Here is a 23,955-nt window from a genome sequence, read left to right on the forward strand (position 1 = left end):
GATTTTGTCATAATATAAAGATAGGATTGCCATGACTAATTACGCTTTATCAACATTATGAGGAATAAATAATTATGTCTCAATCCGATTTAATCAATAAACCAGAATTAAGTAACACTATCGAAGAAAATCATCTCATAGAAATTTTACGAGAAATTCAAGCAACACCTAAAGAATACTGGCCGAATTTACTACAAATGATGCGAATATTTCGAGAAAGTGTTACTTTTAAACCTGAGATTTTTAACCATTCTCACCTAGAAATAGACGCACAACAACAAATTTTAAATCAACAGCATCAATTACTCAAAGAATTAACCAAAGAGTGGTTAGAAGAAGGAGAACAAGAAGAACAAACGGAAACTTGGGAATATTTGCGGCAAAAACAAGAAATTGATGATAATCCTTTTTAAGATTAAGCTGAATTTATATGAATAAATTGATTTTCCTCGATACAAATATTTTAGGAATGGTAACAAATCCTAAAAGTTCTAATTCTACTTGTCAGGAGTGTAAAGAATGGTTAGATGAATTACCCTTAAAAAGTTATCAAGTAATTTTACCAGAAATTGCTGATTATGAAGTAAGACGAGAACTGTTAAGAGCGGGAAAAACAAAAGGAATTAAACGTTTAGATCAACTCAAACAAGCGATTACTTACTTGCCTATTACTACTGCTACCATGCTTTTAGCAGCACAATTTTGGGCAGAAATTAGAAACACGGGAAAACCAACTGCTGATCCTAAATCTCTTGATGGTGATGTTATTTTAGCAGCACAAGCAAAAATAGAAGAATTAAATGGAAATCAAGTAATTGTTGCTACTACCAATGTTAAACATTTATCCTTATTTGTAGATGCTCGTGAATGGCAAATGATTAATTAAAAAGATTTCTCTCATTTCTGGAAAGTTTTGATTTAAAACAAAAATCCAAACAACTGCTAGAAATTGCTAAAATAGGAGTAGAAAAAGCGATAGAAACCGATGAAGCAACAGCTACAGATTGGATAAATCAACAATTGAAAATATTAGGAATTGATATCAACAATGGAGGAGAAATTAAAAATTAATGCTGATGTCATTTATAATAGAATTATAGCCTAGTAGTAGAGGTGAAACAATGACCATTGAACAAGCAGTTTTAGAAAACCTGCGAGAGTTACCAACCGATAAACAACAGGAAGTTTTAGATTTTATTCAATTTCTCAAACATAAACTGTCACAAATAAAAGAACAAGTACAGGAAAAACCGTTACAGAATAAGGGAGATAGCTTTTGGGAAGGAGTTTTAAGGTTTCGAGAAACAATTGAAAGAGAAGGAATTGAATTTACAGATGAAGATTTTGCAAATCTTAGAGATCGTAGTCCAGGACGCGAGATTGATTTATGACAGTTCGCTTTTTACTAGACTCTAATATTATCTCAGAACCGAGTCGGCCAATTCCCAATACTCAGGTTTTAGATCAATTAAATCGCTATCGTTCAGAAGTAGCAGTAGCAAGTCTTGTTGTTCATGAAATCCTTTATGGCTGTTGGCGTTTACCACTTTCTAAACGCAAGGATTCTTTATGGAAATACATTCAAGATTCTGTGTTAGATTTACCAGTGTTTGATTATGATCTCAATGCTGCAAAATGGCACGCACAGGAAAGAGCTAGATTATCAAAAATTGGTAAAACACCTGCTTTTATTGATGGACAAATTGCGAGTATTGCGTTCTGCAATGACTTGATTTTAGTAACAAATAATGTGGCAGATTTTCAGGATTTTGAGGATCTGGTAATTGAGAATTGGTTTATTATAAGTTAATTGAGTTGAGGTAAATTATGATATTATTAAATAATATTTGCATTCATGAATTGCTCCATAATTATTAAATTTGTTGTTAAAGATAGAGCATAAATTTAAATTTAATAATTATTAATAACTGATAATAATTGATGATTGGCTATGGTTCATTTAACAATTACCCATTACCAATCACCTATTACCACATTAAGTCAAGGCTTCTGCACCACCCACAACTTCCAGAAGTTCTTGGGTAATTGCGGCTTGACGAGCTTTGTTGTAAGACAATGACAAACTTTTGATCAATTCACCGGCGTTTTCGCTGGCGTTACTCATTGCTGTCATCCGTGCTGCTAATTCACTAGCTGCTGATTCTTGGAGCGATCGCAATAACTGATTACTCAGATACAATGGCAATAAAGAATCAAGAATTTGTACAGGGTCTTGCTCGAAAATCATATCACGAGGCAAGGCGCGGACTTGGCTAACCATTTTCTCCCGTTCTACTTGGAATTGACCACCACGGCTAGTTAAGCGGAAGATTTCGTCATCTGCTGCTTCTAAACCTTGGGTGTCAAGAGGGAGTAAGGTTTGTACCACGGGACGAGAGCTAACCAAGGATACAAATTTGGTATAAACTAGCTCAATCCGGTCTACTTTTTCTGAGAGAAACAAAGAAAGTAGTTCGTCAGCAATATTAGCAGCTTCTGCGGCGGTGGGAATTTGTTCTAAACCGCTGTAGTTGGCATCAATAGGCTGATCGCGGCGTTGGAAGTACTGAGTAGCTTTGCGTCCGACGGTGACAAATGTGTAGTCTACACCTTCTGCCTTCAGTTCCTTGGCGCGGTTTTCGGCTCTGCGGATAACGTTACTATTGTAACCACCGCATAAACCCCGGTCGCCAGTAATTACTAACAAACCGACTGATTTAACTTCGCGTTTTTTCAGTAGTGGTAAGTCTACATCTTCAAACCGCAAACGGGTTTGTAAGCCAAATAAGACTTGCGCCAAGCGGTCTGCAAAGGGACGGGTAGCAATTACCTGTTCTTGAGCGCGACGTACTCTTGCCGCAGCCACCAGCCGCATAGCTTCTGTGATTTTTTTGGTGTTTTTGACCGACTGAATGCGATCGCGTATTGCTTTGAGATTAGCCATAATTTATAGTCCTGAGTCCTGAGTTTTGAGTCCTGAGTTTTGAGTCCTGAGTTTTGAGTCCTGAGTTTTGAGTCAAAAACTTTCTTCAACTCAACACTCGCAATTTTTACGCTTCACTCAGCACTCAGCACTCAATACTCAGCACTTTTTTACGCTGCTGCTTGGAAGGTCTTCTTGAACTCGGTTAACGCTGCCTTCAAGGCTGTTTCTTCTTCGTCACCTAGTACTTTCTTACTTTGTACTGCTTGGAAATATGCAGTGTTCACTGTCTTCAAGTAATTGCGTAAATCTTTAGCAAAGACGGTTACTTTATTAACAGCAATGTCATCCAAATAACCATTAATACCAGCGTAAAGAATCGCTACTTGTTCAGCTACTGACAATGGGTCGTTTTGGGGCTGTTTGAGGAGTTCCCGTAAGCGGACACCACGTGCCAATTGGTCTTGAGTGGCTTTATCTAAGTCAGAAGCAAATTGTGCGAAAGCTTGCAAGTCATCAAACTGCGCCAATTCTAACTTAATCTTACCGGCAACCTTTTTCATTGCCTTGGTTTGTGCCGCAGAACCTACGCGGGATACTGAGATACCGGGGTTTACAGCGGGACGAATACCAGAGTTGAAAAAGTCAGAAGACAAGAAAATCTGTCCGTCGGTGATAGAAATCACGTTGGTAGGAATGTATGCAGATACGTCACCTGCTTGGGTTTCGATAATTGGTAAGGCGGTCATGCTACCTTTACCCAATTCATCGCTCAATTTAGCGGCACGTTCCAATAAGCGGGAGTGGATGTAGAATACGTCTCCGGGATATGCTTCCCGTCCTGGTGGACGACGTAGTAGCAAGGACATTTGGCGATAAGCCTGGGCTTGCTTGGAAAGGTCATCGTAAATTACTAAGGTTGCTTTGCCTTTGTACATAAAGTACTCAGCAATTGTTGCGCCTGTGTAGGGAGCTAGGTATTGTAAGGTGGCAGGGTCACTGGCGTTAGCGGCGACAACTACTGTGTAGTCCATTGCGCCTTTTTGTTGTAATGTTTGAACTACGTTAGCAACGGTGGAAGCTTTTTGACCGATAGCAACGTAAACGCAAACTACATCTTCACCTTTTTGGTTGATGATGGTGTCAATAGCGATCGCTGTTTTACCAGTTTGACGGTCGCCAATGATCAATTCCCGTTGACCACGGCCAATGGGAATCATGGAATCAATAGCGGTGATCCCGGTTTGCATTGGTTCGTGTACAGACTTACGGGCAATAATCCCAGGTGCTGGGGATTCAATCAAACGGGTTTCGGTGGTTTTTAAATCACCTTTACCATCAATGGGGCGACCCAAAGCATCGACAACGCGACCAACTAAGGCTTCACCTACAGGTACTTGAGCAATTCTACCAGTAGCAGTTACAGAGCTACCTTCTTGAATTTCTCGGCCTTCACCCATTAATACCGCACCAACGTTATCTTCTTCTAAGTTTTGGGCGATACCAATGGTGCCATCTTCAAATTCTAATAGTTCCCCAGCCATAGCTTTTTCCAAGCCATAGATGCGGGCAATACCGTCACCAACTTGGAGAACAGTACCAACGTTAGCAACTTTAACCTCTTGGTCGTATTGCTCGATTTGTTGTTGGATAATGTTACTGATTTCGTCTGGTCTAATGGAAATGCTCATTTGTCTGTGCTTTTAGTTTTCTTTCGAGACGGAAGAAGTTAATGGTGATTGGTAATTGGTAAAATCTTACCCAGTTCCCAGTCCCCAATTTAGTTACTGTTTAAACTTAGGGAAAGGCGACGTAGTTGACCGCGCAAACTAGCGTCTATTACCTGAGAACCCACTTTGATAATCACACCACCAATCAACTCGTTGTCTATCTTGGTTTCCAGTTCTACCTGGCGAGCATTGGTGATAGCGATTACTTTTTCTGTAATTGCTTGCTGTTGAGCTTCTGTCAAAGCTACCGCAGAAGTAATTTCTGCTAATACAGTTTGATTTAGCTGGCGCAACAGTACCAAATACTGCTGCAAAATTGCTTCCAAGCAAGAAATACGTCGTCTGTCAACTAACAGCAACAAAAAATTACGTAGGTAAGGGCTAACGCCTTCCCCAAGTACTTTTTTGAGCAGATTCTTCTTGTTTTCAGCCTGAGTAAAGGGGTTGCTCAAATAGCTCTCTAGCTCTTTGCTGCCTGCCAATAAGCCGAGGAAAGTACGCGCATCTGTACCAAAATCTTCTGTTAAGTTTTTGGATTGCGCTAGCGACAACAGTGCCTGGGCGTAGGGCTGGGCTATTTCGGCTGTTGCGGCATTACTTTTCATACATTTCCTCCCAATTGTGCGATGCTGCGTTCAATTAAAACTTGTTGAGCATCGTCAGCAATTCCGCTCTTGAGTTGGACTTCGACTTTTTCCAGTGCTTGAGCAACTACTTTTTGACGTAATTGAGCGATCGCTCTATCTAGTTCTGCACTCAAGTCAGCTGCCCCTGCTTCCTGCATACGGTCAATATCTATAGCAGCTTGTGCCAAGATAGCTTCTTTAGCAGCTTGGGCATTTTCTTGGGCTGATTTTTTAATTCTTTCAGCTTCGGCGGTAGCTCGCTCTAGGTTTTGCTGCGCCTCTTTGAATTTTTCGGCTGCATCCTTAGCTCTTTGCTCTGCACTCTTAATTGCTGTTTCAATATTGTCTCGACGAGTTTTGAGGATATTACCTACAACTTTCCGCCCGAAGACAAACAGCACAGTAATAATAATGGCCAGGTTAATCAGGTTAGCGTCTAAAATATTTGTGTTTAGACTAAACCCTCCTTCTGCCAATTCACCTCCGACGGCGCTAGATTCGGCCATCAACAGTAAAAAAGTCCCCATGATTTTCTATCCACAACTGCGCTGCCAAAAATTTTTGTCAGTTGTCAGTTGTCAGTTGTCTTGCTTAACGACTAATGACTAATGACTAATGACCAATAACTATTTTGTGAGTTAGCGCTGGTTAACTAAATCGGCTCCTAAAAGCTTTTCTAGCATTTGGCGACTGAGAGCATCAACTTGTGTTTCCAAGGAAGCTAAAGCTTGTTGTTTTTGCTGCTCAATTTCTCCAGCGGCTTGTTCTCTTTGTGCCTGGGCTTCCTGTTGCGCTGCGGCCATTTTCTGACCAGCGATTTTTTGAGCTTCGGCTTGAGCTTCAGCAACTATTGTTTGTGCTTGCCGTCTAGCTCCTGCTAGATCCTGCTCATATTGCTGTGCCAATTTTTCTGTTTTCGACAAACGTTCTTGGGCTTCTAATTGATTGCTCCGGATGTATTCATTCCGTCCATCAATCGCATTGCCCAAGGGCTTGTAAAGAGTTGCGTTCAATATTAGGGCTAAGATTAGAAACTGGATTGCCATCAAAGGCAGGGTAGCATCTAGATCAAACAAACCCCCTTCTTTGGCAACTTTTTCTACAGCCAATAAGGTGATCCAGTGTGTCATGTTTGCTTATTCCTATCTACTATTTTAGTGCTGAGTCCTGAGTACTGAGTACTAAGTCCTGAGTTACTAGTTTTGAGTTATCTTTGTTAAACTCCCAACTCTTAACTTGTTTTTACTCAGCACTCATTACTCAGTACTCATTACTGAATTATGCGAAGGGGTTAGCAAACAGTAGTACTAGAGCAACTACTAGACCATAGATGGTTAACGCTTCCATGAATGCCAAGCTCAACAGCAATGTGCCGCGAATTTTGCCTTCAGCTTCTGGCTGACGAGCAATACCTTCAACAGCTTGTCCTGCGGCGTTACCTTGACCAATACCAGGGCCGATTGCAGCCAAACCAACAGCAAGAGCAGCAGCTAAAACGGAAGCAGCAGAAACTAATGGATCCATGATATTTTTTCCTTTCTTTACTGAGTCGAATGGGTCTTGTAGTTGTCGTTTGTCAGTTTCGGGTTGACTGTTGACTGTTGACTGTTCACTGTTGACTATTTGCTGTCAACTGTCACTAGTTTTCTGTCTTCTGTCACCTGAACATGACTATTTTCTGAAGGACTTAATGATGTCCTTCATGCTCTTCACCACCATGATGATCTTCCATCGCTTCACCGATGTAAGCAGCAGCTAAGGTGGCAAAAATTAGTGCTTGAATGGCGCTGGTAAACAGTCCCAAGGCCATTACTGGTAAAGGTACGAACAAGGGTACTAGCAGCACTAGCACTCCTACCACCAGTTCATCAGCTAAAATGTTACCGAATAAACGGAAGCTTAGGGACAGGGGTTTGGTGAAATCTTCAATAATTTTGAATGGCAACATAAACGAAACTGGTTGCACGTAGTTGCCAAAATACCCTAAACCCTTTTTGCTGAACCCAGCATAAAAATACGCTAAGGATGTCAACAAAGCTAAGGCAACCGTTGTGTTGATGTCGCTTGTTGGTGCGGTTAGTTCACCTTCTGGCAGATGAATTAGCTTAAAAGGAACTAGCGCCCCTGACCAATTTGACACAAAAATGAACAAAAACAAAGTGCCGACAAATGGCACCCAAGGGCGATATTCTTTTTCGCCAATCTGGTTTTTCGCCAAATCTCGAATGAATTCCAGGGCATACTCCATCAGGTTCTGTAGCCCACTGGGAATTCTTTTGATGTTACTGCTTGCCAAGACGGAAACCAGTACTAGCACACCAATAACAAACCATGAAGTGAGAAACACCTGGCCATGTAGCTTTAAGTTACCTATTTGCCAGTACAGATGTTTTCCCACTTCCAATTCGGCAAGTGGAACAGAGTAGAAATTCAGAAAATTCAGCATTTTCTTTCCAATTCAATCATTTCTCCAATATTACCTGGAGAGGAGGAGCCTTGTTAAGGTTGCCGCAGTTTTGGTAATTCAGCGTGGTCTTGGAGTTTCCCCCAGGAGCTACTGCGAACCCAGAGGGTGATTTAGCGAGGTCTTGGGGGGTTTTCCCCAGGATCTGCTGCCAACCCAGAGGGTGAGTCAGAGATAAACGCCACCCTAACTACGTAGATGATGAGCGTGGCTTTGTAGGTGAGAAATCCCAAAAATATGGGCAGTATTTGCAGTTGATCCAACCGCGAGGCTAGTAGAATCATTCCTACTAATAAAGCTAACCGAGTTTTACTCAGTGATTGTTTCTCTCTGCCCAAACGCTCAACATCTTTTGCCAACATCCTCAAGTAAAGCACACCTGCACACGCTCCTAATAAATAATTAAGGGCGATGTTTAGTGAATAGGCAATCCATACAGAGATGAAAATAACCCCTGTCAGAACAAGTGTGATTACTAACAACTCCTGATAGAGTTGATAGAAGTCTTGCATGGAAGAGTCTACTGGTTCTGTGTTTTCAAAACCAGGTTGAGCATCTTGTTGGGTTGTCGGAGTCGGTGCAATTGATTCTTCTGACAAGCTCACAGGACTTGAAACCAGTAAAGCGGAATATGATGACTGCACATTCAGTCAGCTGAATCATATCACGATCCGGTAACAATACTTTAGGAAAAAACAATTAACTTCTTGGGATTGGTCATTGGCAACAGAATTACTTATGACTGATTTCTTTCATGAAGCGGGAGTTAGTAAGAGCAGTTGTTGTTTGATGAGATGTCTGACTCCGTTTAAGTCTAGCTCGATTTGGGCTAAAATGTCAGCTACTGTGGCATGACTATCACATTTTTGCATAAACTCAAACTCGGCTGATGACAAGTTAACAATTTGGTAATCGTAATTAAATAAACATTGATTAGGAAAACCATCTATGCAAGGGTTAAGTTCAGGAATAGCTGCTAATAATGTGTTATCTGCTGACCAGTCGGTTTTGGGAAGAGGGGGACGACTGAGAAAAAATTCGTAATGGGTGACTTCTGGGTTTAGTAATTCTATGAGACGATAACGTTCTCTTGCGCTCAATTCTGCTGCTCGTTCAATTAACTCTGGTGCTGTAGCTAATAGTCTTTCTAATTGCCAAAATCCAGGATTTGAGAAACCAACAAAGTCTAAACCGGAAGCGTCTATTAATTCAAATAATGTATCAATATTGTAATCAGTTTCCTGGGGATGTACATACATATCAGCGAAACATTCATCTCGCTGATTTTCCATTGCCCAACGTTCTTTTTCGCGTTTGACAATTCTATTATTTTCTGGTAGCGAAGCAAATATTTGTCTTCCAACTTGAACTCCATCGCGGTAGTCGCCTTTTTTGTTACCTTGGAGGAGTGCGATCGCTTTTTGCATGAGTTGAATTTCCCAGCGTCCCAATTCTCCATACACAAAAATGTGCATCAAACCACCAGGTGCGAGTTTTTTCGCTAAAGCTTGGATACCGCGAATCGGATCTGGTAAGTGATGTAATACACCCACACTATTAATTAAATCAAATTCTCCTGGTAACTGTTCCACATCATACAAACTCAGATGATGGAATTCTACACGGTCAGCACCAGAACTTTGACAGCGTTTTTTGGCAACTTCTAAAGTACCAGCACTTAAATCAATTCCCACTACCTGCGCGTGGGGGTTGAGATGTACTAAATATTCCGTTCCCACACCTGAACCACAACCAGCATCTAAAATGCGGATATCTTGCTTTTGTGGTTTTCTTCCCGTGCAGAAATTGTAAGCAGCTAACCAATTCCAACGCCAATTATAACCAGGAGGTGGTTCATCTAGTATCGGTTCTGGGGGGAATGGATAGGTATCGTAGAGTTTCGCAACAGCAGCACTTACGGTTTGGGAGTCGGACATGATCAGGATTAACGCAGTATTTCTGAGTTTAGCGGATTGGGGTAGTTAGAGCAAAGGTTATTACAGCAATTTTCAGGTCAATGAAAGTTATAGATTCATTTGAGCTATTTTACTTCTTGCACTTCTCCTAAGCGAGTAAAGCGGATTTCAATCCGTCGTCTGGTTACATCCTCTTTACGTGCTATTCCTGCAAATTGTCCAGTTGGTAATATTAACTGTGCCGCAGAATAGGCACGAAACGATAGTCCTTGCAGCCTACTTTCTTCTTTTTGTATATCACGCAACACCTTGACAACTGACAAAGCACGCATCAGTCCTAAATCAGCATTAGAACCTGCTTGTAGTTGACCTACTGATAAGCTACCACCAACTACCTTTTCTAAATTTACATCTAAATTACTTGCTAAATTACCATTAGGCTGTCCGTCAGTATGTCCAATTATTTCAACAACATTAATACCATATTGTTTAGTTCTATTTTCTATTTCCGGTACTATTTGTTTCAAAATGTAATTAGACATTTTTTGAGGTATTTCTGCACTACCAGAAGTAAACCTATAATCACCTTCATCTTTTATGATTATGATTGGTGGTGTATCTGTTGAACTTTTAGTAGTTTTATTTTGATTGTTAGTAATTTGTGATAAGACAATATTTAGAAATAAAAATAAAATTAATATCATGAACGCATTAGACATCAGATCAGTAAATGCCTGCCAAACGTTTAAATCTTCATTGTATTCAGCGTAGCGTGAACGACGAGCCATAATTTAAATACCTTTGAGAATATGAATCATCCCTAATCAATCTGAATCTACTCAGCTATTCTACTCCTTCTTTAAGCCTAGTGATAGAATTTTTTGTATCATAAAGATTTTTATTGCATTCCTGAAGATTAATAATGATTTTTTGAAACCCTTTTATATTTATATCTGTTTGTTTATCAACTCCTTTAATAATGGTATTACCCACAGCTTGATACTCCGAAATTAATTGATAATTATTATCTTGTAATAATTTAATTAAATCTGATTGAATCTTAGAAAATTCAAAACCAAACTGCTGGATATAACCTTCAATATTACCAACAAAATTTTGAATTTTTTGATTATTACCATCTATTTGATTAGATACACTGGCAATTGTGAAATTAACTTCTGCTGTATATGCTTTTACGTTTTCCATTAACTGGCTGATAACTGTTATTAATCCATCTAAATTGTTAACTTTATCCCCTATTCTTTTATCTAGATTATCCAGTTTGTTAACCGCTTTTTGGTAACTGTTAGCTCCTTGCTTGAGTTTGGGAATAATTTCACCAAGAATGTTTTGGTTAGATTGATGTAAGTCTAATACTTGAATTGAACTTTGATTAATAATTTTGATATCTTCTGCTAGATTAATTAAGGTATGACTACAATTCTGAACTTCGATTAAAACTGTTTGAATTAATTCCGTTGTTGCAGCTAAACTTGCAGCCGATTCTGAAAATCTTGCCTGTGTGCCAGCTAAATCTGCTGTAGCTGCTGATAATTGCTGAGGAAACTGACTTTGATTAAAAATATCAGCTGATTGTTTAAATATCTGAGATGTTGCATTTAATTCTGACATAGAATTTTCAAAATCATCAGCGGCACCAGATATAGTTCCAGCAGCTTCTGTAAATCTTTCATAAACTTGTCTAGCTAAATCTGTAGTTTCTTTATTTCCATCAGCAATTTGTTTTGCTACCTTTCCCATAGATTTCTCTACAGCTTCGCGCACTGTATCCCCAAATCGAGTTAAAAATTCATCCTGCTGAGATACCATTCTATTGACTATTTTATCAAGACGGTTATCACCCTGAACTTCAGGAAGATAAATATTATCTAGATAATCTTCTAAAGAACTAATTAATTGATATTTGGCAAAACTAGTATTCCATATACCATTGGATATTGTTAATATAGAACTTAAGCAAATTCCTATCAAACTCGTAGTAAAGGCAATACTCATTCCTTCTAGTGGTTTCTTTAATTCAGTTACTAAATTACTAACATCACTAGCATCAGTTTGATTAATTGTTTGACTAAGTGTACCTAAATTAATAGTGATACCTAAAAAAGTACCAAGTAACCCAAAAGCTAACAATAAATTTGGCAGAATCCGACATAAATAATCTATTTGTTCACAGGTAAATCCCTTGATTTTTTCCTGACTATAAACTTGATCAATTAATGCTCCTGTATTTACTTGGTCTAATTTTTTACTAGCTTGCTGAAATCGATCCTTCAATATTTGGACAATTTTTGGCTGTTCTCCCCTTACTCCTGTCTTGATTAATCTTTGGACTTTATTAGTCAACACAATCAGATAGCGGTAAAGAGATATGCGAAGAAAAATAGTAACTATAGATGGTATAAGAACAAGTACAAGAGTTATAACAATTAAGTAAGGTGGTAGGGGTGGCATAAAAATTACCTTTGGTAGGATAGTGCAGGAAGATGGTTAAAATTGGGTAGATGTGAACTACCCAGAAAAAGGCTATATTAGGTGAGATATTTCTCGACTATTTTTTGCATTTGTATCTCATAATATTCTTGAGGAATCAAGTTATTATCAAACAACTCTTTTAAACGTGCTAATTCTGAACGTAATTTATCTTGACTTTGATTATCGTGATTCTCTCTAGAAGAATTAGGAACTATTTCACCAACAATAGCTTTTTGAATTCCTGTATTGTCTCTCGGTAAAAGTGAATTTGTATTTCTAAATTTTGCTTCCATTTTCTTCCAAAAACGATTTATAACCCCCTCTCTAACTGTGGGTTGAGTATTATCTGGTGATACATATACTTTTTGTATATAAGGAAAATTGGAACTATCTTCGGGAATTTTTTTCAGCTTGTCTGGAAATTGACGCAGTTTAGGGAGATATTCATTTTCCCATAATTTTGAATTATTTTCCATTTCGGAAATTGCATCATCCAAAATTTGCTTTAATGTATCAGCCATATTGCGGTTATTTGCCAAATCTTCCAAAGCTTCCATCCAATTTGCACTCACAGCAGCAGTATAATAACTATCTTGAAAAGAGTCATAATGTTTAAACTCTAATTCCTGAGTATCCTGATTTTCTGCTAATAACTCTAATGCTAAACAAGGATAAAAAATATCCTCCAATTCTTCCATTCTTCTAGCATCTGGTGGAATAATATCAGGAAAAGAAGCCTGAAAATCATTATGCAAGAAAGATGTACCAGAATTTTGTTCTCGTAAATATGGGTTTCTCATTCTTTCTAAACTACTAATTAATCTCAATGGAAACCCAGCATACTCATTTACAAATAAAATTTCATCATCAGCTTGCATGGCTTTTAAAACATTGGCTGAAATTCCTAAATCTTGTGTTAACAATTTTTTAAAATCTTTTACTTCTGATTCATCTGTATCTTTATATCCTATTAATTTACTACTTTTACCACCCTCGTCGCGGAAATAAGGGTCACTTAAATTTAAACGCAAAAGTGGTTGAGCTTCCTGCATAATTTGTGTTAAACGAGTTGAACCAGCAGATGAAGAATATTTTTTCATGAAGCGTTTAATCACAGAATTAACAATATTGCTACCACGAAAAGCAAATATTTTCACAACTTTTGGATCAATTTCTTGTTTTAGTTGAGAGTGTGTAGTGCGTTCCATATCCAGAAAAAATGCCAAAGACAATCCTCTACCAGTTGCTTCTGTAAGTGCTGAACTTGCCAATACTAATTGAGGACGAAGATCATTTTCTGGTAACATTGTTTGATAGCAAAGTTCTATATCTTCAGTATCAAAAATTGCCTCACCACTCATTTCATCAAAATTCAACTGTTTTAATTCTCGTTCTTCTTTTTCATAAGCACTTTGTAAGTCTTCTACTAAACTGCTGAAAGCTGCAACTTGTTTTTCTTTTTCTTGAACGTGCTTCTGTAACTGATTAACAATTTTCAAAGTTTCTTGTAATACGGTTAAGTCAAAATTATGCTTGATAATTTTACAAACTTCCTGGACTACTTTTTTACATTCATCTTGAAATTGGTTATTTTTTAAATTAACAAAAGGAATACTTAGTTTATTTTCTAAGTCTTCAATTATCTGTTCAGAATTATTCCACTTTTTTTCTATATCTTCTAATCGCTTCATTCCGCCAAAATCAGTAATTGATTCTTGCAAATCTCGTTGATATTTGTGTAATTCATGTTGGAGAGAATCTAGCCAATTGCGGGCATTTTTAATAGAGAAATTAGCTTCTATTGGTGTGAGTAATTGAATCAGATAATCATCAATATTATTACTAAGTTCTTTGATGATTTTAGGAGCAGCTTGAATTAATTTTGTTAGCCAATAGCCGCGATTACTTTCGGTTTCTCCGGGTTGAATTGTGCGAAATTGCTTATAGAATTCTCCTGATAACTGTTGTCGAATATTATCCCGATCATCTTTATTTTTACATTCAGTAATTAAACGTGATAATTTATTCTGCCAAGTTTTGATACTATTACTAAATGTCTTATTAGATTCTTCTACAGATTCTGCCAGTTTATTAGTTAATCCATCTCGTTTTACTAAGTCATTATGCCAATTATGCTGAATCAAAAATTGCTCAAGTAAGTTTAAAGGATCTGGACTTTGACCTTTACCATTTAACCAGAATTTGACTAATTCTGAACTAACTTTTGTTAAAGCAATTTGGATAATAGTATCACGAGGAAAATAAATTGCTGACAGTCCAAATGTTAAGTATCTTTGGCTATTAGGACGCGGATGTTTATCCGACTGAATTATATGTTGAAGAAAATTATCTCGATTACCTTTAATTACTGAACTAAGTTCTCCAGAAAATTCTAGAGCTATTTTATGAGCAATCACATTACATAGCTTACCTTGGGTGAGTATTTCATATTCACTCCCTGTTTGATGAGATAGTAAATAAGCATAATCAAAGGGTGGACGTTTTTCTTTAATAATTGATAAATTTTCAATATCATAACAAGCTGCAAATTCTGTACCAGGATTACTATAATGATTTAATTCTTTTAATGCAGCATAAGTATTAGCACTCATATTAGGAGTATTTCCGTACAATTCTGGACTAATTACTAAATAGCCAAAAATGCGAGCGCCTTGTTCACCATAAAGATTTCTTAAGCTATAAGCAACATCTAAAAACATCCCGCTTCCTGTTCCACCGCAGAGAGAACCGACAACAAAAATACTTAATCCCGGTTCTATTTTTAAACCTGATTTCAACAATAAAGATTCATGTCCTCTTGTCCGTCTTTCTGCTGTTTCAATTGCGGTTTTGACTTGTTGATAGTTGTGAAAAAAAGCTAATCTACCAACAGGTCTAATACCTTTTGCACCTTCTTCAATTGCTTTAATATTCCGCAATAACTGAGGAGGAAACCATCTGCCAATATGATCATATGGTCCATAACTATTATATTCTGAACGCCGTTCTAGTCCTTCTACAAACATGGTGACATCTTTAGATGACATGGTAGCACTGACTTTCTCAGATTCTTTAAAACTGAGGTCAATACCATGATATGTACTTCCAGTCCTAATACCTGTGACTTGGGTTGCAGCTTTATCTGTATCAATGTGGACAAAACTGACAATTGGTAAATTATTTAAATCTCCATAACGGTCAACAATTAACCGTCGAATTCTCATTAAAACATCTCTGCCAGTCCCACCTAAACCAATACAGATTGTACGATTAATTCCTCTATATTGTGTTTCGTTTGCAGATGGTTGAATCATATTTTCCCCCTGAGTACTATTTTTTTATTTTGATAGAAATCTCGTTTTCACGCTGGCGTTTATCTGGACAATTTAAGGTAAAGTGAGAACTTGATATGAGAGTTCGGGATATAATCTTTTTGTTGTTAAGTTCAATTTTTGAGTTTTGTTTTGGAACTAAATAAAGTTTTTCTCCTTTACGCTCCAAATATGCTCTAATTTCTCCATCTCGAAGGTCAATAGAATGTATACAGCTAGGATCATCTTCACCAATTGCAATTTTTTTATTATTTGGTAATCTACATATTTGTTCTTCATCTTCTCCATTATCTTCTAACTTGATTTGCACGTCCCATTTCTTTTGCAATTTAGTAAATTTGAATATACTCCAAACTCCAGATGTAAATATTAATAATAAAATCAAGCTTGGTAGCCATAATTGTTTCAGCAAATAAGAATTAACTAAACAAGTTTCCTGACTTCCTGGTGCTGGAGTACAAAATTCTTGAACTGTAGCATTAATATCAATTACAGAAAGTTTATAATCTTTATTATCTTGGTTTTTAAGAATGATCGATCGCTCTTTTAAAGGTAAAATCTTAATCCAATTCTGTCTTTCTTTACTTTCCTGTGATTCTGCTATTCTGAAAGGACTATTAGCAGGAGTTTCTATCCAAATTTGAGAAGTAATTCCTGGTTGAGTAAATAAAGGTGCATCAGTAATCCAAACAACTGACTGTGGTTTAATAGGTTGACTTTTTGAAAGTCGATTTTGATTAATTTGTGCTATACCTTGATAAATAGTTAATTCTGCTTTTTGAATATCTGTACCATAGCGGTTAGGGTCATAACTAAAAGGAATTTTGGTTAATAATTTATCAATATTTTCTGTATTTTTTTCACTAAAATATACAGGTGTTCCTAATGGATTTTCCACCGATATAACTTCATCCAAAACTAAATTTTGAGCAAAAGGAACAATGTAAACAGAATCTCCTGGTTTCAGACTGTCTTCAACTATCTGACGTAAGCGAATACGGCCTTGATCATTTAAACCTACACTTTCGGTAATATCAATTGCTAAGACTACATCCCGTCTTCCATAACCCAAAATGGAGACTACATCTAAGCCAAACTTTTGCTTAGGAGTAAGCAGTTGCCCAGGGGTAATTCTTGTCAAAGTCACAAATCTTACGGTTTATTCTGTAAGTTTACCCGGCAATCGCTATTAATCACAACGCATTTCATCAAAAAAATATAAATATTGCTCTTAATGCTTTCTATTTAAGTCTGAATCGGGCTGTTGAGGCATTCCATATAAATAATAATCATTCCATTGTTTCGTCTCTAGAGCAAATATATTTAATCACGCATCAGATTATTTTTACGCGCTGACCAAGCAAAAGCATTAAAAAACATTAAAAATATAATACTTTTGCTACAAAATATGCTGCTCATTATGTAGAGTCATGATACAAAAAATCAACATTCCACAGATCGTCCAGAGTATGTACTTATTCCAACAGACCTGATTTAGATTACAGCTTTGACATACTTCTTAATAAACCAACAGTGTAAACGCAAAACGTTCTAATCTAAAAATTGACTTAGTTAATTTACTGGCAGTTTTGTAGGCAGTACTCTTAACGCATAAATACGCAAAAGCGTCAAGCCTCAAAGCAACCCAGACTTAACACAGAGACTTATTGATAGGAGTTTTAGAAACCAAATGAGTGTTAAGGCAAGTGGTGGAAGCTCTGTTGCGCGTCCGCAACTATATCAAACCTTACCAGTAGCTACCATTTCCCAAGCGGAACAACAAGACCGCTTTTTGGGAAAAGGGGAACTAAGTGAACTGGGAAGCTATTTTGCATCTGGTGCAAAGCGTTTAGAAATTGCCCAGATTCTCACAGAAAATTCTGAGATTATTGTATCTCGTGCTGCTAACCGGATTTTTGTCGGTGGTTCGCCAATGGCTTTTTTAGAAAAGCCCCAAGAGCGAGAAATGGCAATGGCTGGTGGTGGTAGTAGTAATGTCCAAGAGGGCATGATGCTAGGAACTGTCACCTACGTTGAAAGTCGTGGCGGGTTTCTAGAAAACTTGCGCTCAATTTTTAACACATCTGCTGGGGGTCCTGTACCAGCAGGCTTTAGACCAATCAACGTTGCTCGTTACGGCCCTAGCAACATGGGCAAGAGCTTACGGGATTTATCCTGGTTCTTGCGTTATGCTACCTATGCGATTGTTGCTGGCGACCCCAATATCATTTCTGTGAATACCAGAGGATTACGGGAAATTATTGAAAATGCTTGTTCTGGTGAAGCAACCTTAGTAGCTTTGCAGGAAATTAAGGCAGGTTCCCTATCTTACTTCCGCAAAGATTCTGTGGCGACAGAGATTGTGACTCAGTACATGGATGTGTTGTTGACAGAATTCCAGGCTCCAACACCTTCAACAAAAGTCCGTCAACGTCCTTCGGTTGACCAACAAGGTTTACAACTGCCGCAAATTTATTTTAATGCAGCAGAACGTCGTCCTAAATACGCGATGAAGCCCGGATTGTCTTCTAGCGAAAAGACAGAGGTGATCAAAGCAGCATACCGTCAAATTTTTGAGCGCGATATTACCCGTGCTTATAGCTTGTCGATATCTGATTTGGAATCTAAGGTCAAAAATGGCGACATCTCTATGAAGGAGTTTGTTCGTCGTTTAGCCAAATCTCCCCTTTACCAAAAACAGTTTTATCAGCCTTTTATTAACAGCCGGGTGATTGAATTGGCTTTCCGTCACATTTTAGGACGGGGACCCAGTAGCCGGGAAGAAGTACAAAAATACTTTTCAATTGTTTCTAAAGGCGGTCTACCAGCTTTAGTAAATGCTTTGGTAGATTCTAATGAATACAGCGATTACTTTGGTGAAGAAACAGTTCCCTATATCAGGGGTCTTGGTCAAGAAGCCCAAGAGTGTCGTAACTGGGGGCCACAGCAAGACCTGTTTAACTACAGTGCGCCTTTCCGTAAAGTACCTCAATTCATCACTACCTTTGCTGCTTACGAACAGCCGTTACCTGACCAACATCCCTACGGTTCTGGTAATGACCCCTTGGAAATTCAGTTTGGGGCGATTTTCCCGAAAGAAACTCGCAACCCCAGCAGCAGTCCTGCGCCTTTTGCTAAGGATACCCGCCGGATTCTGATTCACCAAGGGCCTGGTATTAATAACCAACTTAGCAATCCTAAAGCACGGGGTTTAGCTCCTAGTTCTTTGGGCGCTAAGGTGTTTAAATTAGACCAACTTCCTGGAACTATTGGCAAAAAAGCTGCTAAGGGTGCAAGTGTTAAGTTCTCAGAAAGTTCTACTCAAGCGGTAATTAAAGCTACTTATCTACAAGTTTTTGGTCGTGATGTTTACGAAGGTCAGCGCCTAAAACTTGCAGAAATTAAGCTGGAAAATGGTGATATTACTGTCCGCGAGTTTGTGCGGATGTTGGCTAAGTCGGATTTATTCCGCAAGATGTACTGGACTTCGCTTTATGTTTGTAAAGCAGTTGAGTATATTCATCGTCGTTTGTTGGGTCGTCCTACCTACGGTCGTCAAGAAAACAATAAGTATTTTGACATCTGCGCCAAGAAAGGTTTCTATGCCTTGGTTGATGCCATTCTTGATACTGTTGAATATAGTGAAGCTTTCGGTGAAGATACAGTTCCTTACGAACGCTATTTAACTCCTGCGGGTGTGTCTTTGCGTCAATTGCGCGTGGGTACAATTCGTGAGGATTTGGCGAATGTTGAGAAGGAAGTAACACCACGCTTTGTGGAATTGGGTGAAGTCACAGAAATGCGGACTGAGCCAGATATTGAGTTCCGCATGAACCAAGGTGTTAGCAAGCAACGTGAGCAAACGAAGGTCTTCAAGCTGACAGCGGTTAAGAATGACAAGGTTGCTGCTGAAACTGTGATTAGCGGTGCTTACCGTCAGATTTTTGAGCGTGATATTGCTCCTTACATTTCTAAGAATGAATTTACGGTTTTAGAAAGTAAGTTGGTAAACGGTGAAATTACCGTTAAGGAATTTATTCAAGGTTTGGGTTATTCTAACCTGTACCTGAAGGAGTTCTACACACCTTACCCCAACACGAAAGTAATTGAGTTGGGTACTAAGCATTTCTTGGGTCGCGCCCCTATTGACCAGGCAGAAATCCGTAAATATAACCAGATTTTAGCTACTCAAGGTATTCGTGCCTTTATTAGCTCTATGGTTGATAGTGCAGAGTACCGTCAGGTGTTTGGTGAGGATACTGTTCCTTACCGTCGCTTCCCAACTTTACCTGCGGCTAACTTCCCCAATACTGAGAAGCTTTACAACCAGCTAACCAAGCAAAATGATGATTTGGTTGTACCTAGCTTTGAAACTGTGAAGCCTCGGATTAAAACTGAGAATACACCGATGTTGGCGAATGCGATCGCAGATTTGGCGGCTCAATCTAAACAAATGGACAAGAGTAAACCCTTGTTTATTGAGTTGGGTCGTTCATTCAATGACGGTCGTGGTCAGTCTGTAGAAGTTGGTGTGGGTACAAGTCGCCGCAAACCAGCCCGCATTTACCGCGCTACCACTGGTACAAATTCCCCAGAAACCAATCAGGTCATTAATGCTATTTACTGCCAGGTTATGGACGTATTTAGCGGTCAAGTTCCTGATTATTTCCGTCGCAGTGAATTAGATAGCAAACTGCGTAACGGTGAAATTACCGTGCGTGAGTTTGTTCTCGAACTTGCTAGTTCAGAAATCTATCGCAAGCGGTTCTACACACCCTATCCCAACACCAAGGTGATTGAATTCCTATTCCGTCACCTATTGGGTCGCGCACCAGCAACTCAAGGCGAAATCCGTCAATACAACAAATTGCTGGCTGATAGCGGTTTAAGGGCTGCTGTAGAGGCAATGGTGAATAGTCCTGAGTATGCACGGTACTTTGGTGAAGATGTTGTACCTTACAACCGCTATCCATCTTTACCAGCAGGTAACTACCTGGGTAGTGTACAGGCAGAAACTGACTTGGTGAAACAATCCTGGTCTAGTCTGTCTCCTGCTGTTTTAACAGGCCGTCCTAGTAACAGGTAGGTAATTGGTAATAGGTGATGGGTAATAGGTAATGGGAAAAATTTAATTTCCACCTCTTGCCCTTTGCTTATTGCCTTTTACCTATTTTCAGATCCTCCGAAAAAGAGCAAATCTGAAAATTAATATTACAAAGTGTTAAGAGCAGTAATAAATGCTCAACATAATGCCGGACAATGTTTTGCGGAAGGTAACTTAGTTTTCCACCTTATTTAATTGCATTCAGTCAATCTGACTAGCAATTTATTAAAGATGCAAAGCTATGTATCGACCAACTGAAGTCATACCTGCTTTTAAGACACACGGTAAATACTCGCTAGAGGTGGAACCTGCCTGAAAGGTAGGTCAAGTCATCGGACTCCCCATCAAGTCAAGAATACCCGTCTCTTTGGAGCCTGGAACTGCCAACAGTTTAATAAATTTTGGTTTCATTAGTTTTGGAGGAATCCATTAATGAGTATCGTCACGAAGTCCATCGTGAATGCTGATGCAGAAGCTCGCTACCTCAGCCCCGGTGAATTAGATCGCATCAAGAGCTTTGTTGCTGGTGGTGCAAGCCGTCTTCGCATCGCTCAAGTATTGACCGAAAACCGCGAACGCATCGTTAAGCAAGCTGGCGACCAACTGTTCCAAAAACGTCCTGATGTTGTTTCCCCCGGTGGTAACGCTTACGGTCAAGAAATGACAGCTACTTGCCTGCGTGACCTTGACTACTACTTGCGTCTTGTTACCTACGGAATCGTTTCTGGTGATGTTACCCCCATCGAAGAAATCGGTATCGTTGGTGTACGTGAAATGTACAAATCTTTGGGTACTCCCATTGATGCTGTTGCTGGTGGCGTTGCCGCTATGAAGAACGTTGCTGCTACTTTGTTGTCTGCTGAAGACTCTAGTGAAGCTGGTTCTTACTTCGACTACGTTGTTGGTGCAATGCAGTAGGTTGAAGCTGTTTACCTGCTGAAACTGAAATATTGCAATTTAGACATAAGGAAATAACAACAATGCAAGACGCAATTACCTCTGTAATTAATTCTTCTGATGTTCAAGGTAAATACCTTGACACCGCTGCTCTAGAAAAGCTAAAAGGCTACTTCGCTACTGGTGAACTGCGCGTTCGTGCAGCTACAACCATCAGCGCTAATGCTGCTGCGATCGTTAAAGAAGCTGTAGCTAAGTCCTTGTTGTACTCTGATATCACCCGTCCCGGTGGTAATATGTACACCACCCGTCGTTACGCAGCTTGTATCCGTGACTTGGATTACTACTTGCGTTACTCCACCTACGCTATGTTGGCTGGCGATCCTTCCATTTTGGATGAGCGCGTATTGAATGGTTTGAAAGAAACCTACAATTCCTTGGGTGTACCCGTAGGCGCTACCGTTCAAGCTATCCAAGCAATGAAGGAAGTAACCGCTAGTTTGGTTGGTCCTGACGCTGGTAAAGAAATGGGCGTTTACTTCGACTATATCTCCTCTGGCTTGAGCTAGGAGTTAGGTTTGCACTTAATAATTTAGGTGCGGCTTTATTAAGGTCTGGAAATCAATTGTGAGTGCTAGAACGTTCTATTGCTTATTAATTGTGAGTATTAACTGTCTGGTATTGACGTTTGATTTCCAGCCTTGGAAAGAATAATTAAGATTTGCACTCCAAATTTTGAGATAAAAAGTTTCTGCAAACGATACAGGAGATTTGAAAAATATGGCACGTTTATTTAAAATTACCGCTTGTGTTCCTAGCCTAACTCGTACTCGCACCCAACGCGAATTACAAAATACTTACTTCACTAAGTTAGTTCCTTTTGAAAACTGGTTCCGCGAACAACAACGCATCATGAAAATGGGTGGCAAAATTGTTAAGGTAGAATTGGCAACTGGCAAGCAAGGTACTAATGCTGGTTTATCTTAATTCCTATAAATCAGATATTATTTTATTTCGATTTTGTCAGGGGTCAGTAATGACCTCTTTTTTTTGATTACATTTATTTTACCTGTCAAGGAAGCGATCGCTCTTAATTTTTCTGAATTTCAAATTAGGCGATCGCATGATGAATGTTACAATCACCTTATAGTTGAATCATTCCCAAATTAACATGATCAACCTAGAGCAACCACAATCTGACGTATTTAGTAACCTTAAAGTCACACTTCTGATAGAACCACTCACATCTGGACAAATTGCGGTATCTATTAAAGAATTTCCCGACTGTCGAGTACAAGCAGAAACAAGAGAATCTGCTATTGCTCAAATTCAAGCCACATTTTTAGAAAGATTAAAAAATATAGAAGCGATTTCATGGCAAGTACCACTTCAGATATCAGAACCAGCTTGGATGAAATTTGCCGGTATCTTTCAAGATGATATAGATTTTACAGCCATTACAGAATCAATTCGTGCAGAACGCACTACAGATGATGACTCAGAAATTGATTCTTCCTATTACCTATAGAAGTGGGAGATGGTTGATTTATATATTCTCGATACAGATTGTGTTTCACTAATTCTTTATAATCATCCCCAACTGATTGCTAACACAGCAAAACATCAGGTAGCGATAACAATTATAACTGTTCAAGAACTATTTAATGGTTGGGTTAACAGGATTAACGATCCTTCCCAAATAAATAATCTTCCTCAACTCTATTCAAAATTGTGGACTACTGTAAAATATCTCCAAACTATGGAAATATTGGACTTTACATCAGAAGCGGATCATTGTCTCAAACAATTATTAAAAGATAATCCACCCCTACGAAAAAATCGTCTCCAAAAAGATATGAGGATTGGGGCGATCGCTTTATCTATTGGTGCTACAGTTGTTACCCGTAATCAAAAAGATTTTACTCAAATTCCAGGACTCAAAATCGAAGATTGGACGCTGTAAAATATAATTTAACTTCCAATTTACATTTAATTAAAATAAATGGGTGTGATTCTGAGGGGTAATTAAGATGCAATTTGCAATGTATTAGCTTCAGGGATAGATTCACCTTCTGCTTCCCAAGCTTCTAGGTACATTTCGATTACTTCTTCCCCATTTTTAATTGCTTCTTCACGAGTTTTACCGTGAGTACAAGGCATGATGACAAGATGGCTAAATTCTGGAATCGTGACTAAGAAAAGCTGATCCTCATCTGACCATTGAACAATCATACTGTATTGACTCATAAATCCTAATCCTCCTTTAATTCTTCCAGTTCAGTTAATAACTTTGCTAATTGCTTTTCTAAGTAGAGTGGAACATCATCCCCATCTTTACCAGGAATAGTGAGTGTTTTTCTAATCAAAGGATGTCTCCATCTCTCATGACTCCCTTTCCCGCGTTTTGGTAGATACACAAACCCTTCTCGTGCTATCTCAGCTTTTAACTCCCGAATTTTTCTGGGCATTG

The 23,955-nt window shown here is 38.7% G+C and carries 25 protein-coding genes; 10 read left to right on the top strand and 15 right to left on the bottom strand.

The window, feature by feature from the left end; genetic code table 11:
• Positions 1-74 precede the first annotated feature (74 nt).
• The 4 genes from VB713_RS06825 (at position 75) to VB713_RS06840 (ending at position 1,810) form a co-directional block, all read left to right on the top strand.
• Entirely contained in the window at positions 75-413 is a 339-nt protein-coding gene (locus VB713_RS06825) for a hypothetical protein (protein ID WP_323310817.1), read from the top strand.
• 17 nt (positions 414-430) lie between these two features.
• Positions 431-886 (top strand): type II toxin-antitoxin system VapC family toxin, encoded by a 456-nt coding sequence (locus VB713_RS06830; RefSeq protein ID WP_323310818.1) that lies wholly within the window; start codon positions 431-433, stop codon positions 884-886.
• A gap of 235 nt (positions 887-1,121) precedes the next feature.
• Entirely contained in the window at positions 1,122-1,391 is a 270-nt protein-coding gene (locus tag VB713_RS06835; RefSeq protein WP_028084968.1) for a DUF2281 domain-containing protein, read from the top strand.
• Positions 1,388-1,810: a type II toxin-antitoxin system VapC family toxin gene (locus tag VB713_RS06840; RefSeq protein ID WP_323310819.1), complete on the top strand. Its 423-nt coding sequence runs from the start codon at positions 1,388-1,390 to the stop codon at positions 1,808-1,810. Before VB713_RS06835 ends, VB713_RS06840 begins: the two co-directional genes overlap by 4 nt.
• Before the next feature lie 186 nt (positions 1,811-1,996).
• Here the strand turns inward: VB713_RS06840 and VB713_RS06845 are convergent, their stop codons facing one another.
• The 13 genes from VB713_RS06845 to VB713_RS06905 all read right to left on the bottom strand — a co-directional run bounded on the left by VB713_RS06845 (position 1,997) and on the right by VB713_RS06905 (position 16,631).
• On the bottom strand, positions 1,997-2,944 hold the full coding sequence (locus VB713_RS06845) for a F0F1 ATP synthase subunit gamma (RefSeq protein WP_323310820.1): 948 nt from the start codon (positions 2,942-2,944) through the stop codon (positions 1,997-1,999).
• Between the two features lie 149 nt (positions 2,945-3,093).
• Positions 3,094-4,614, bottom strand: coding sequence for a F0F1 ATP synthase subunit alpha (gene atpA, locus VB713_RS06850; RefSeq protein WP_323310821.1), 1,521 nt, complete (start codon positions 4,612-4,614; stop codon positions 3,094-3,096).
• 89 nt (positions 4,615-4,703) lie between these two features.
• Positions 4,704-5,258, bottom strand: coding sequence for an ATP synthase F1 subunit delta (atpH, locus tag VB713_RS06855; protein ID WP_323310822.1), 555 nt, complete (start codon positions 5,256-5,258; stop codon positions 4,704-4,706).
• The gene (locus tag VB713_RS06860) at positions 5,255-5,806 is read right to left on the bottom strand and encodes a F0F1 ATP synthase subunit B (protein WP_323310823.1); all 552 of its coding nucleotides are present in this window, start codon (positions 5,804-5,806) and stop codon (positions 5,255-5,257) included. Before VB713_RS06860 ends, atpH begins: the two co-directional genes overlap by 4 nt.
• A gap of 111 nt (positions 5,807-5,917) precedes the next feature.
• The gene (locus VB713_RS06865) at positions 5,918-6,409 is read right to left on the bottom strand and encodes a F0F1 ATP synthase subunit B' (RefSeq protein ID WP_323310824.1); all 492 of its coding nucleotides are present in this window, start codon (positions 6,407-6,409) and stop codon (positions 5,918-5,920) included.
• Positions 6,410-6,557: 148 nt separating this feature from the next.
• Positions 6,558-6,803, bottom strand: a complete 246-nt coding sequence (gene atpE, locus VB713_RS06870; protein ID WP_010994186.1) for an ATP synthase F0 subunit C — start codon at positions 6,801-6,803, stop codon at positions 6,558-6,560.
• A gap of 163 nt (positions 6,804-6,966) precedes the next feature.
• Complete coding sequence (atpB, locus tag VB713_RS06875) at positions 6,967-7,725, bottom strand: F0F1 ATP synthase subunit A (RefSeq protein ID WP_015213883.1); 759 nt, start codon at positions 7,723-7,725, stop codon at positions 6,967-6,969.
• A 131-nt stretch (positions 7,726-7,856) separates the two neighbouring features.
• A complete protein-coding gene (locus tag VB713_RS06880; RefSeq protein WP_323310825.1) occupies positions 7,857-8,348 on the bottom strand; it encodes an ATP synthase subunit I in 492 nt (163 codons plus the stop codon).
• A gap of 147 nt (positions 8,349-8,495) precedes the next feature.
• Positions 8,496-9,680: a class I SAM-dependent methyltransferase gene (locus VB713_RS06885; RefSeq protein ID WP_323310826.1), complete on the bottom strand. Its 1,185-nt coding sequence runs from the start codon at positions 9,678-9,680 to the stop codon at positions 8,496-8,498.
• A gap of 104 nt (positions 9,681-9,784) precedes the next feature.
• A complete protein-coding gene (locus VB713_RS06890; RefSeq protein ID WP_323310827.1) occupies positions 9,785-10,447 on the bottom strand; it encodes a flagellar motor protein in 663 nt (220 codons plus the stop codon).
• A gap of 55 nt (positions 10,448-10,502) precedes the next feature.
• The gene (locus VB713_RS06895) at positions 10,503-11,810 is read right to left on the bottom strand and encodes a hypothetical protein (protein WP_323310828.1); all 1,308 of its coding nucleotides are present in this window, start codon (positions 11,808-11,810) and stop codon (positions 10,503-10,505) included.
• A 398-nt stretch (positions 11,811-12,208) separates the two neighbouring features.
• A complete protein-coding gene (locus tag VB713_RS06900; RefSeq protein ID WP_323310829.1) occupies positions 12,209-15,466 on the bottom strand; it encodes a tubulin-like doman-containing protein in 3,258 nt (1,085 codons plus the stop codon).
• 16 nt (positions 15,467-15,482) lie between these two features.
• Positions 15,483-16,631, bottom strand: a complete 1,149-nt coding sequence (locus VB713_RS06905; protein ID WP_323310830.1) for a vWA domain-containing protein — start codon at positions 16,629-16,631, stop codon at positions 15,483-15,485.
• A gap of 543 nt (positions 16,632-17,174) precedes the next feature.
• Here VB713_RS06905 and VB713_RS06910 point away from each other — a divergent pair.
• The 6 genes from VB713_RS06910 (at position 17,175) to VB713_RS06935 (ending at position 23,448) form a co-directional block, all read left to right on the top strand.
• Positions 17,175-20,570 carry a phycobilisome rod-core linker polypeptide gene (locus VB713_RS06910; RefSeq protein WP_323310831.1) on the top strand — a complete coding sequence of 1,132 codons (3,396 nt, stop codon included), beginning with the start codon at positions 17,175-17,177 and terminating at the stop codon, positions 20,568-20,570.
• Positions 20,571-21,020: 450 nt separating this feature from the next.
• Complete coding sequence (gene apcA / locus VB713_RS06915) at positions 21,021-21,506, top strand: allophycocyanin subunit alpha (protein WP_323310832.1); 486 nt, start codon at positions 21,021-21,023, stop codon at positions 21,504-21,506.
• A gap of 62 nt (positions 21,507-21,568) precedes the next feature.
• Positions 21,569-22,054: an allophycocyanin subunit beta gene (gene apcB, locus VB713_RS06920; protein WP_015213876.1), complete on the top strand. Its 486-nt coding sequence runs from the start codon at positions 21,569-21,571 to the stop codon at positions 22,052-22,054.
• 211 nt (positions 22,055-22,265) lie between these two features.
• Complete coding sequence (locus VB713_RS06925; protein ID WP_323310833.1) at positions 22,266-22,472, top strand: phycobilisome linker polypeptide; 207 nt, start codon at positions 22,266-22,268, stop codon at positions 22,470-22,472.
• Positions 22,473-22,656: 184 nt separating this feature from the next.
• The gene (locus VB713_RS06930) at positions 22,657-23,013 is read left to right on the top strand and encodes a hypothetical protein (protein ID WP_323310834.1); all 357 of its coding nucleotides are present in this window, start codon (positions 22,657-22,659) and stop codon (positions 23,011-23,013) included.
• A gap of 9 nt (positions 23,014-23,022) precedes the next feature.
• Positions 23,023-23,448: a type II toxin-antitoxin system VapC family toxin gene (locus VB713_RS06935; RefSeq protein ID WP_323310835.1), complete on the top strand. Its 426-nt coding sequence runs from the start codon at positions 23,023-23,025 to the stop codon at positions 23,446-23,448.
• Positions 23,449-23,510: 62 nt separating this feature from the next.
• Here VB713_RS06935 and VB713_RS06940 read toward each other — a convergent pair whose 3' ends face one another.
• Positions 23,511-23,732 (bottom strand): type II toxin-antitoxin system HicB family antitoxin, encoded by a 222-nt coding sequence (locus VB713_RS06940; protein ID WP_323310836.1) that lies wholly within the window; start codon positions 23,730-23,732, stop codon positions 23,511-23,513.
• Between the two features lie 5 nt (positions 23,733-23,737).
• A complete protein-coding gene (locus tag VB713_RS06945; protein ID WP_323310837.1) occupies positions 23,738-23,953 on the bottom strand; it encodes a type II toxin-antitoxin system HicA family toxin in 216 nt (71 codons plus the stop codon).
• Between the last annotated feature and the right edge of the window lie 2 nt (positions 23,954-23,955).

The organism is Anabaena cylindrica UHCC 0172, from assembly GCF_034931625.1.
GTDB classification, from domain to species: Bacteria; Cyanobacteriota; Cyanobacteriia; order Cyanobacteriales; family Nostocaceae; genus Anabaena; species Anabaena cylindrica_A.

Coding starts and splice junctions, on each gene's coding strand:
- atpA (WP_323310821.1), bottom strand. CDS start 4,614: ATGAGCATTTCCATTAGACCAGACGAAATCAGTAACATTATCCAACAA.
- VB713_RS06885 (WP_323310826.1), bottom strand. CDS start 9,680: ATGTCCGACTCCCAAACCGTAAGTGCTGCTGTTGCGAAACTCTACGAT.
- VB713_RS06825 (WP_323310817.1), top strand. CDS start 75: ATGTCTCAATCCGATTTAATCAATAAACCAGAATTAAGTAACACTATC.
- VB713_RS06860 (WP_323310823.1), bottom strand. CDS start 5,806: ATGGGGACTTTTTTACTGTTGATGGCCGAATCTAGCGCCGTCGGAGGT.
- VB713_RS06925 (WP_323310833.1), top strand. CDS start 22,266: ATGGCACGTTTATTTAAAATTACCGCTTGTGTTCCTAGCCTAACTCGT.
- VB713_RS06940 (WP_323310836.1), bottom strand. CDS start 23,732: ATGAGTCAATACAGTATGATTGTTCAATGGTCAGATGAGGATCAGCTT.
- atpE (WP_010994186.1), bottom strand. CDS start 6,803: ATGGATCCATTAGTTTCTGCTGCTTCCGTTTTAGCTGCTGCTCTTGCT.
- atpH (WP_323310822.1), bottom strand. CDS start 5,258: ATGAAAAGTAATGCCGCAACAGCCGAAATAGCCCAGCCCTACGCCCAG.
- VB713_RS06935 (WP_323310835.1), top strand. CDS start 23,023: ATGGTTGATTTATATATTCTCGATACAGATTGTGTTTCACTAATTCTT.
- VB713_RS06845 (WP_323310820.1), bottom strand. CDS start 2,944: ATGGCTAATCTCAAAGCAATACGCGATCGCATTCAGTCGGTCAAAAAC.
- VB713_RS06835 (WP_028084968.1), top strand. CDS start 1,122: ATGACCATTGAACAAGCAGTTTTAGAAAACCTGCGAGAGTTACCAACC.
- apcB (WP_015213876.1), top strand. CDS start 21,569: ATGCAAGACGCAATTACCTCTGTAATTAATTCTTCTGATGTTCAAGGT.
- VB713_RS06910 (WP_323310831.1), top strand. CDS start 17,175: ATGAGTGTTAAGGCAAGTGGTGGAAGCTCTGTTGCGCGTCCGCAACTA.
- VB713_RS06840 (WP_323310819.1), top strand. CDS start 1,388: ATGACAGTTCGCTTTTTACTAGACTCTAATATTATCTCAGAACCGAGT.
- apcA (WP_323310832.1), top strand. CDS start 21,021: ATGAGTATCGTCACGAAGTCCATCGTGAATGCTGATGCAGAAGCTCGC.
- VB713_RS06890 (WP_323310827.1), bottom strand. CDS start 10,447: ATGGCTCGTCGTTCACGCTACGCTGAATACAATGAAGATTTAAACGTT.
- VB713_RS06945 (WP_323310837.1), bottom strand. CDS start 23,953: ATGCCCAGAAAAATTCGGGAGTTAAAAGCTGAGATAGCACGAGAAGGG.
- atpB (WP_015213883.1), bottom strand. CDS start 7,725: ATGCTGAATTTTCTGAATTTCTACTCTGTTCCACTTGCCGAATTGGAA.
- VB713_RS06830 (WP_323310818.1), top strand. CDS start 431: ATGAATAAATTGATTTTCCTCGATACAAATATTTTAGGAATGGTAACA.
- VB713_RS06900 (WP_323310829.1), bottom strand. CDS start 15,466: ATGATTCAACCATCTGCAAACGAAACACAATATAGAGGAATTAATCGT.
- VB713_RS06930 (WP_323310834.1), top strand. CDS start 22,657: ATGATCAACCTAGAGCAACCACAATCTGACGTATTTAGTAACCTTAAA.
- VB713_RS06865 (WP_323310824.1), bottom strand. CDS start 6,409: ATGACACACTGGATCACCTTATTGGCTGTAGAAAAAGTTGCCAAAGAA.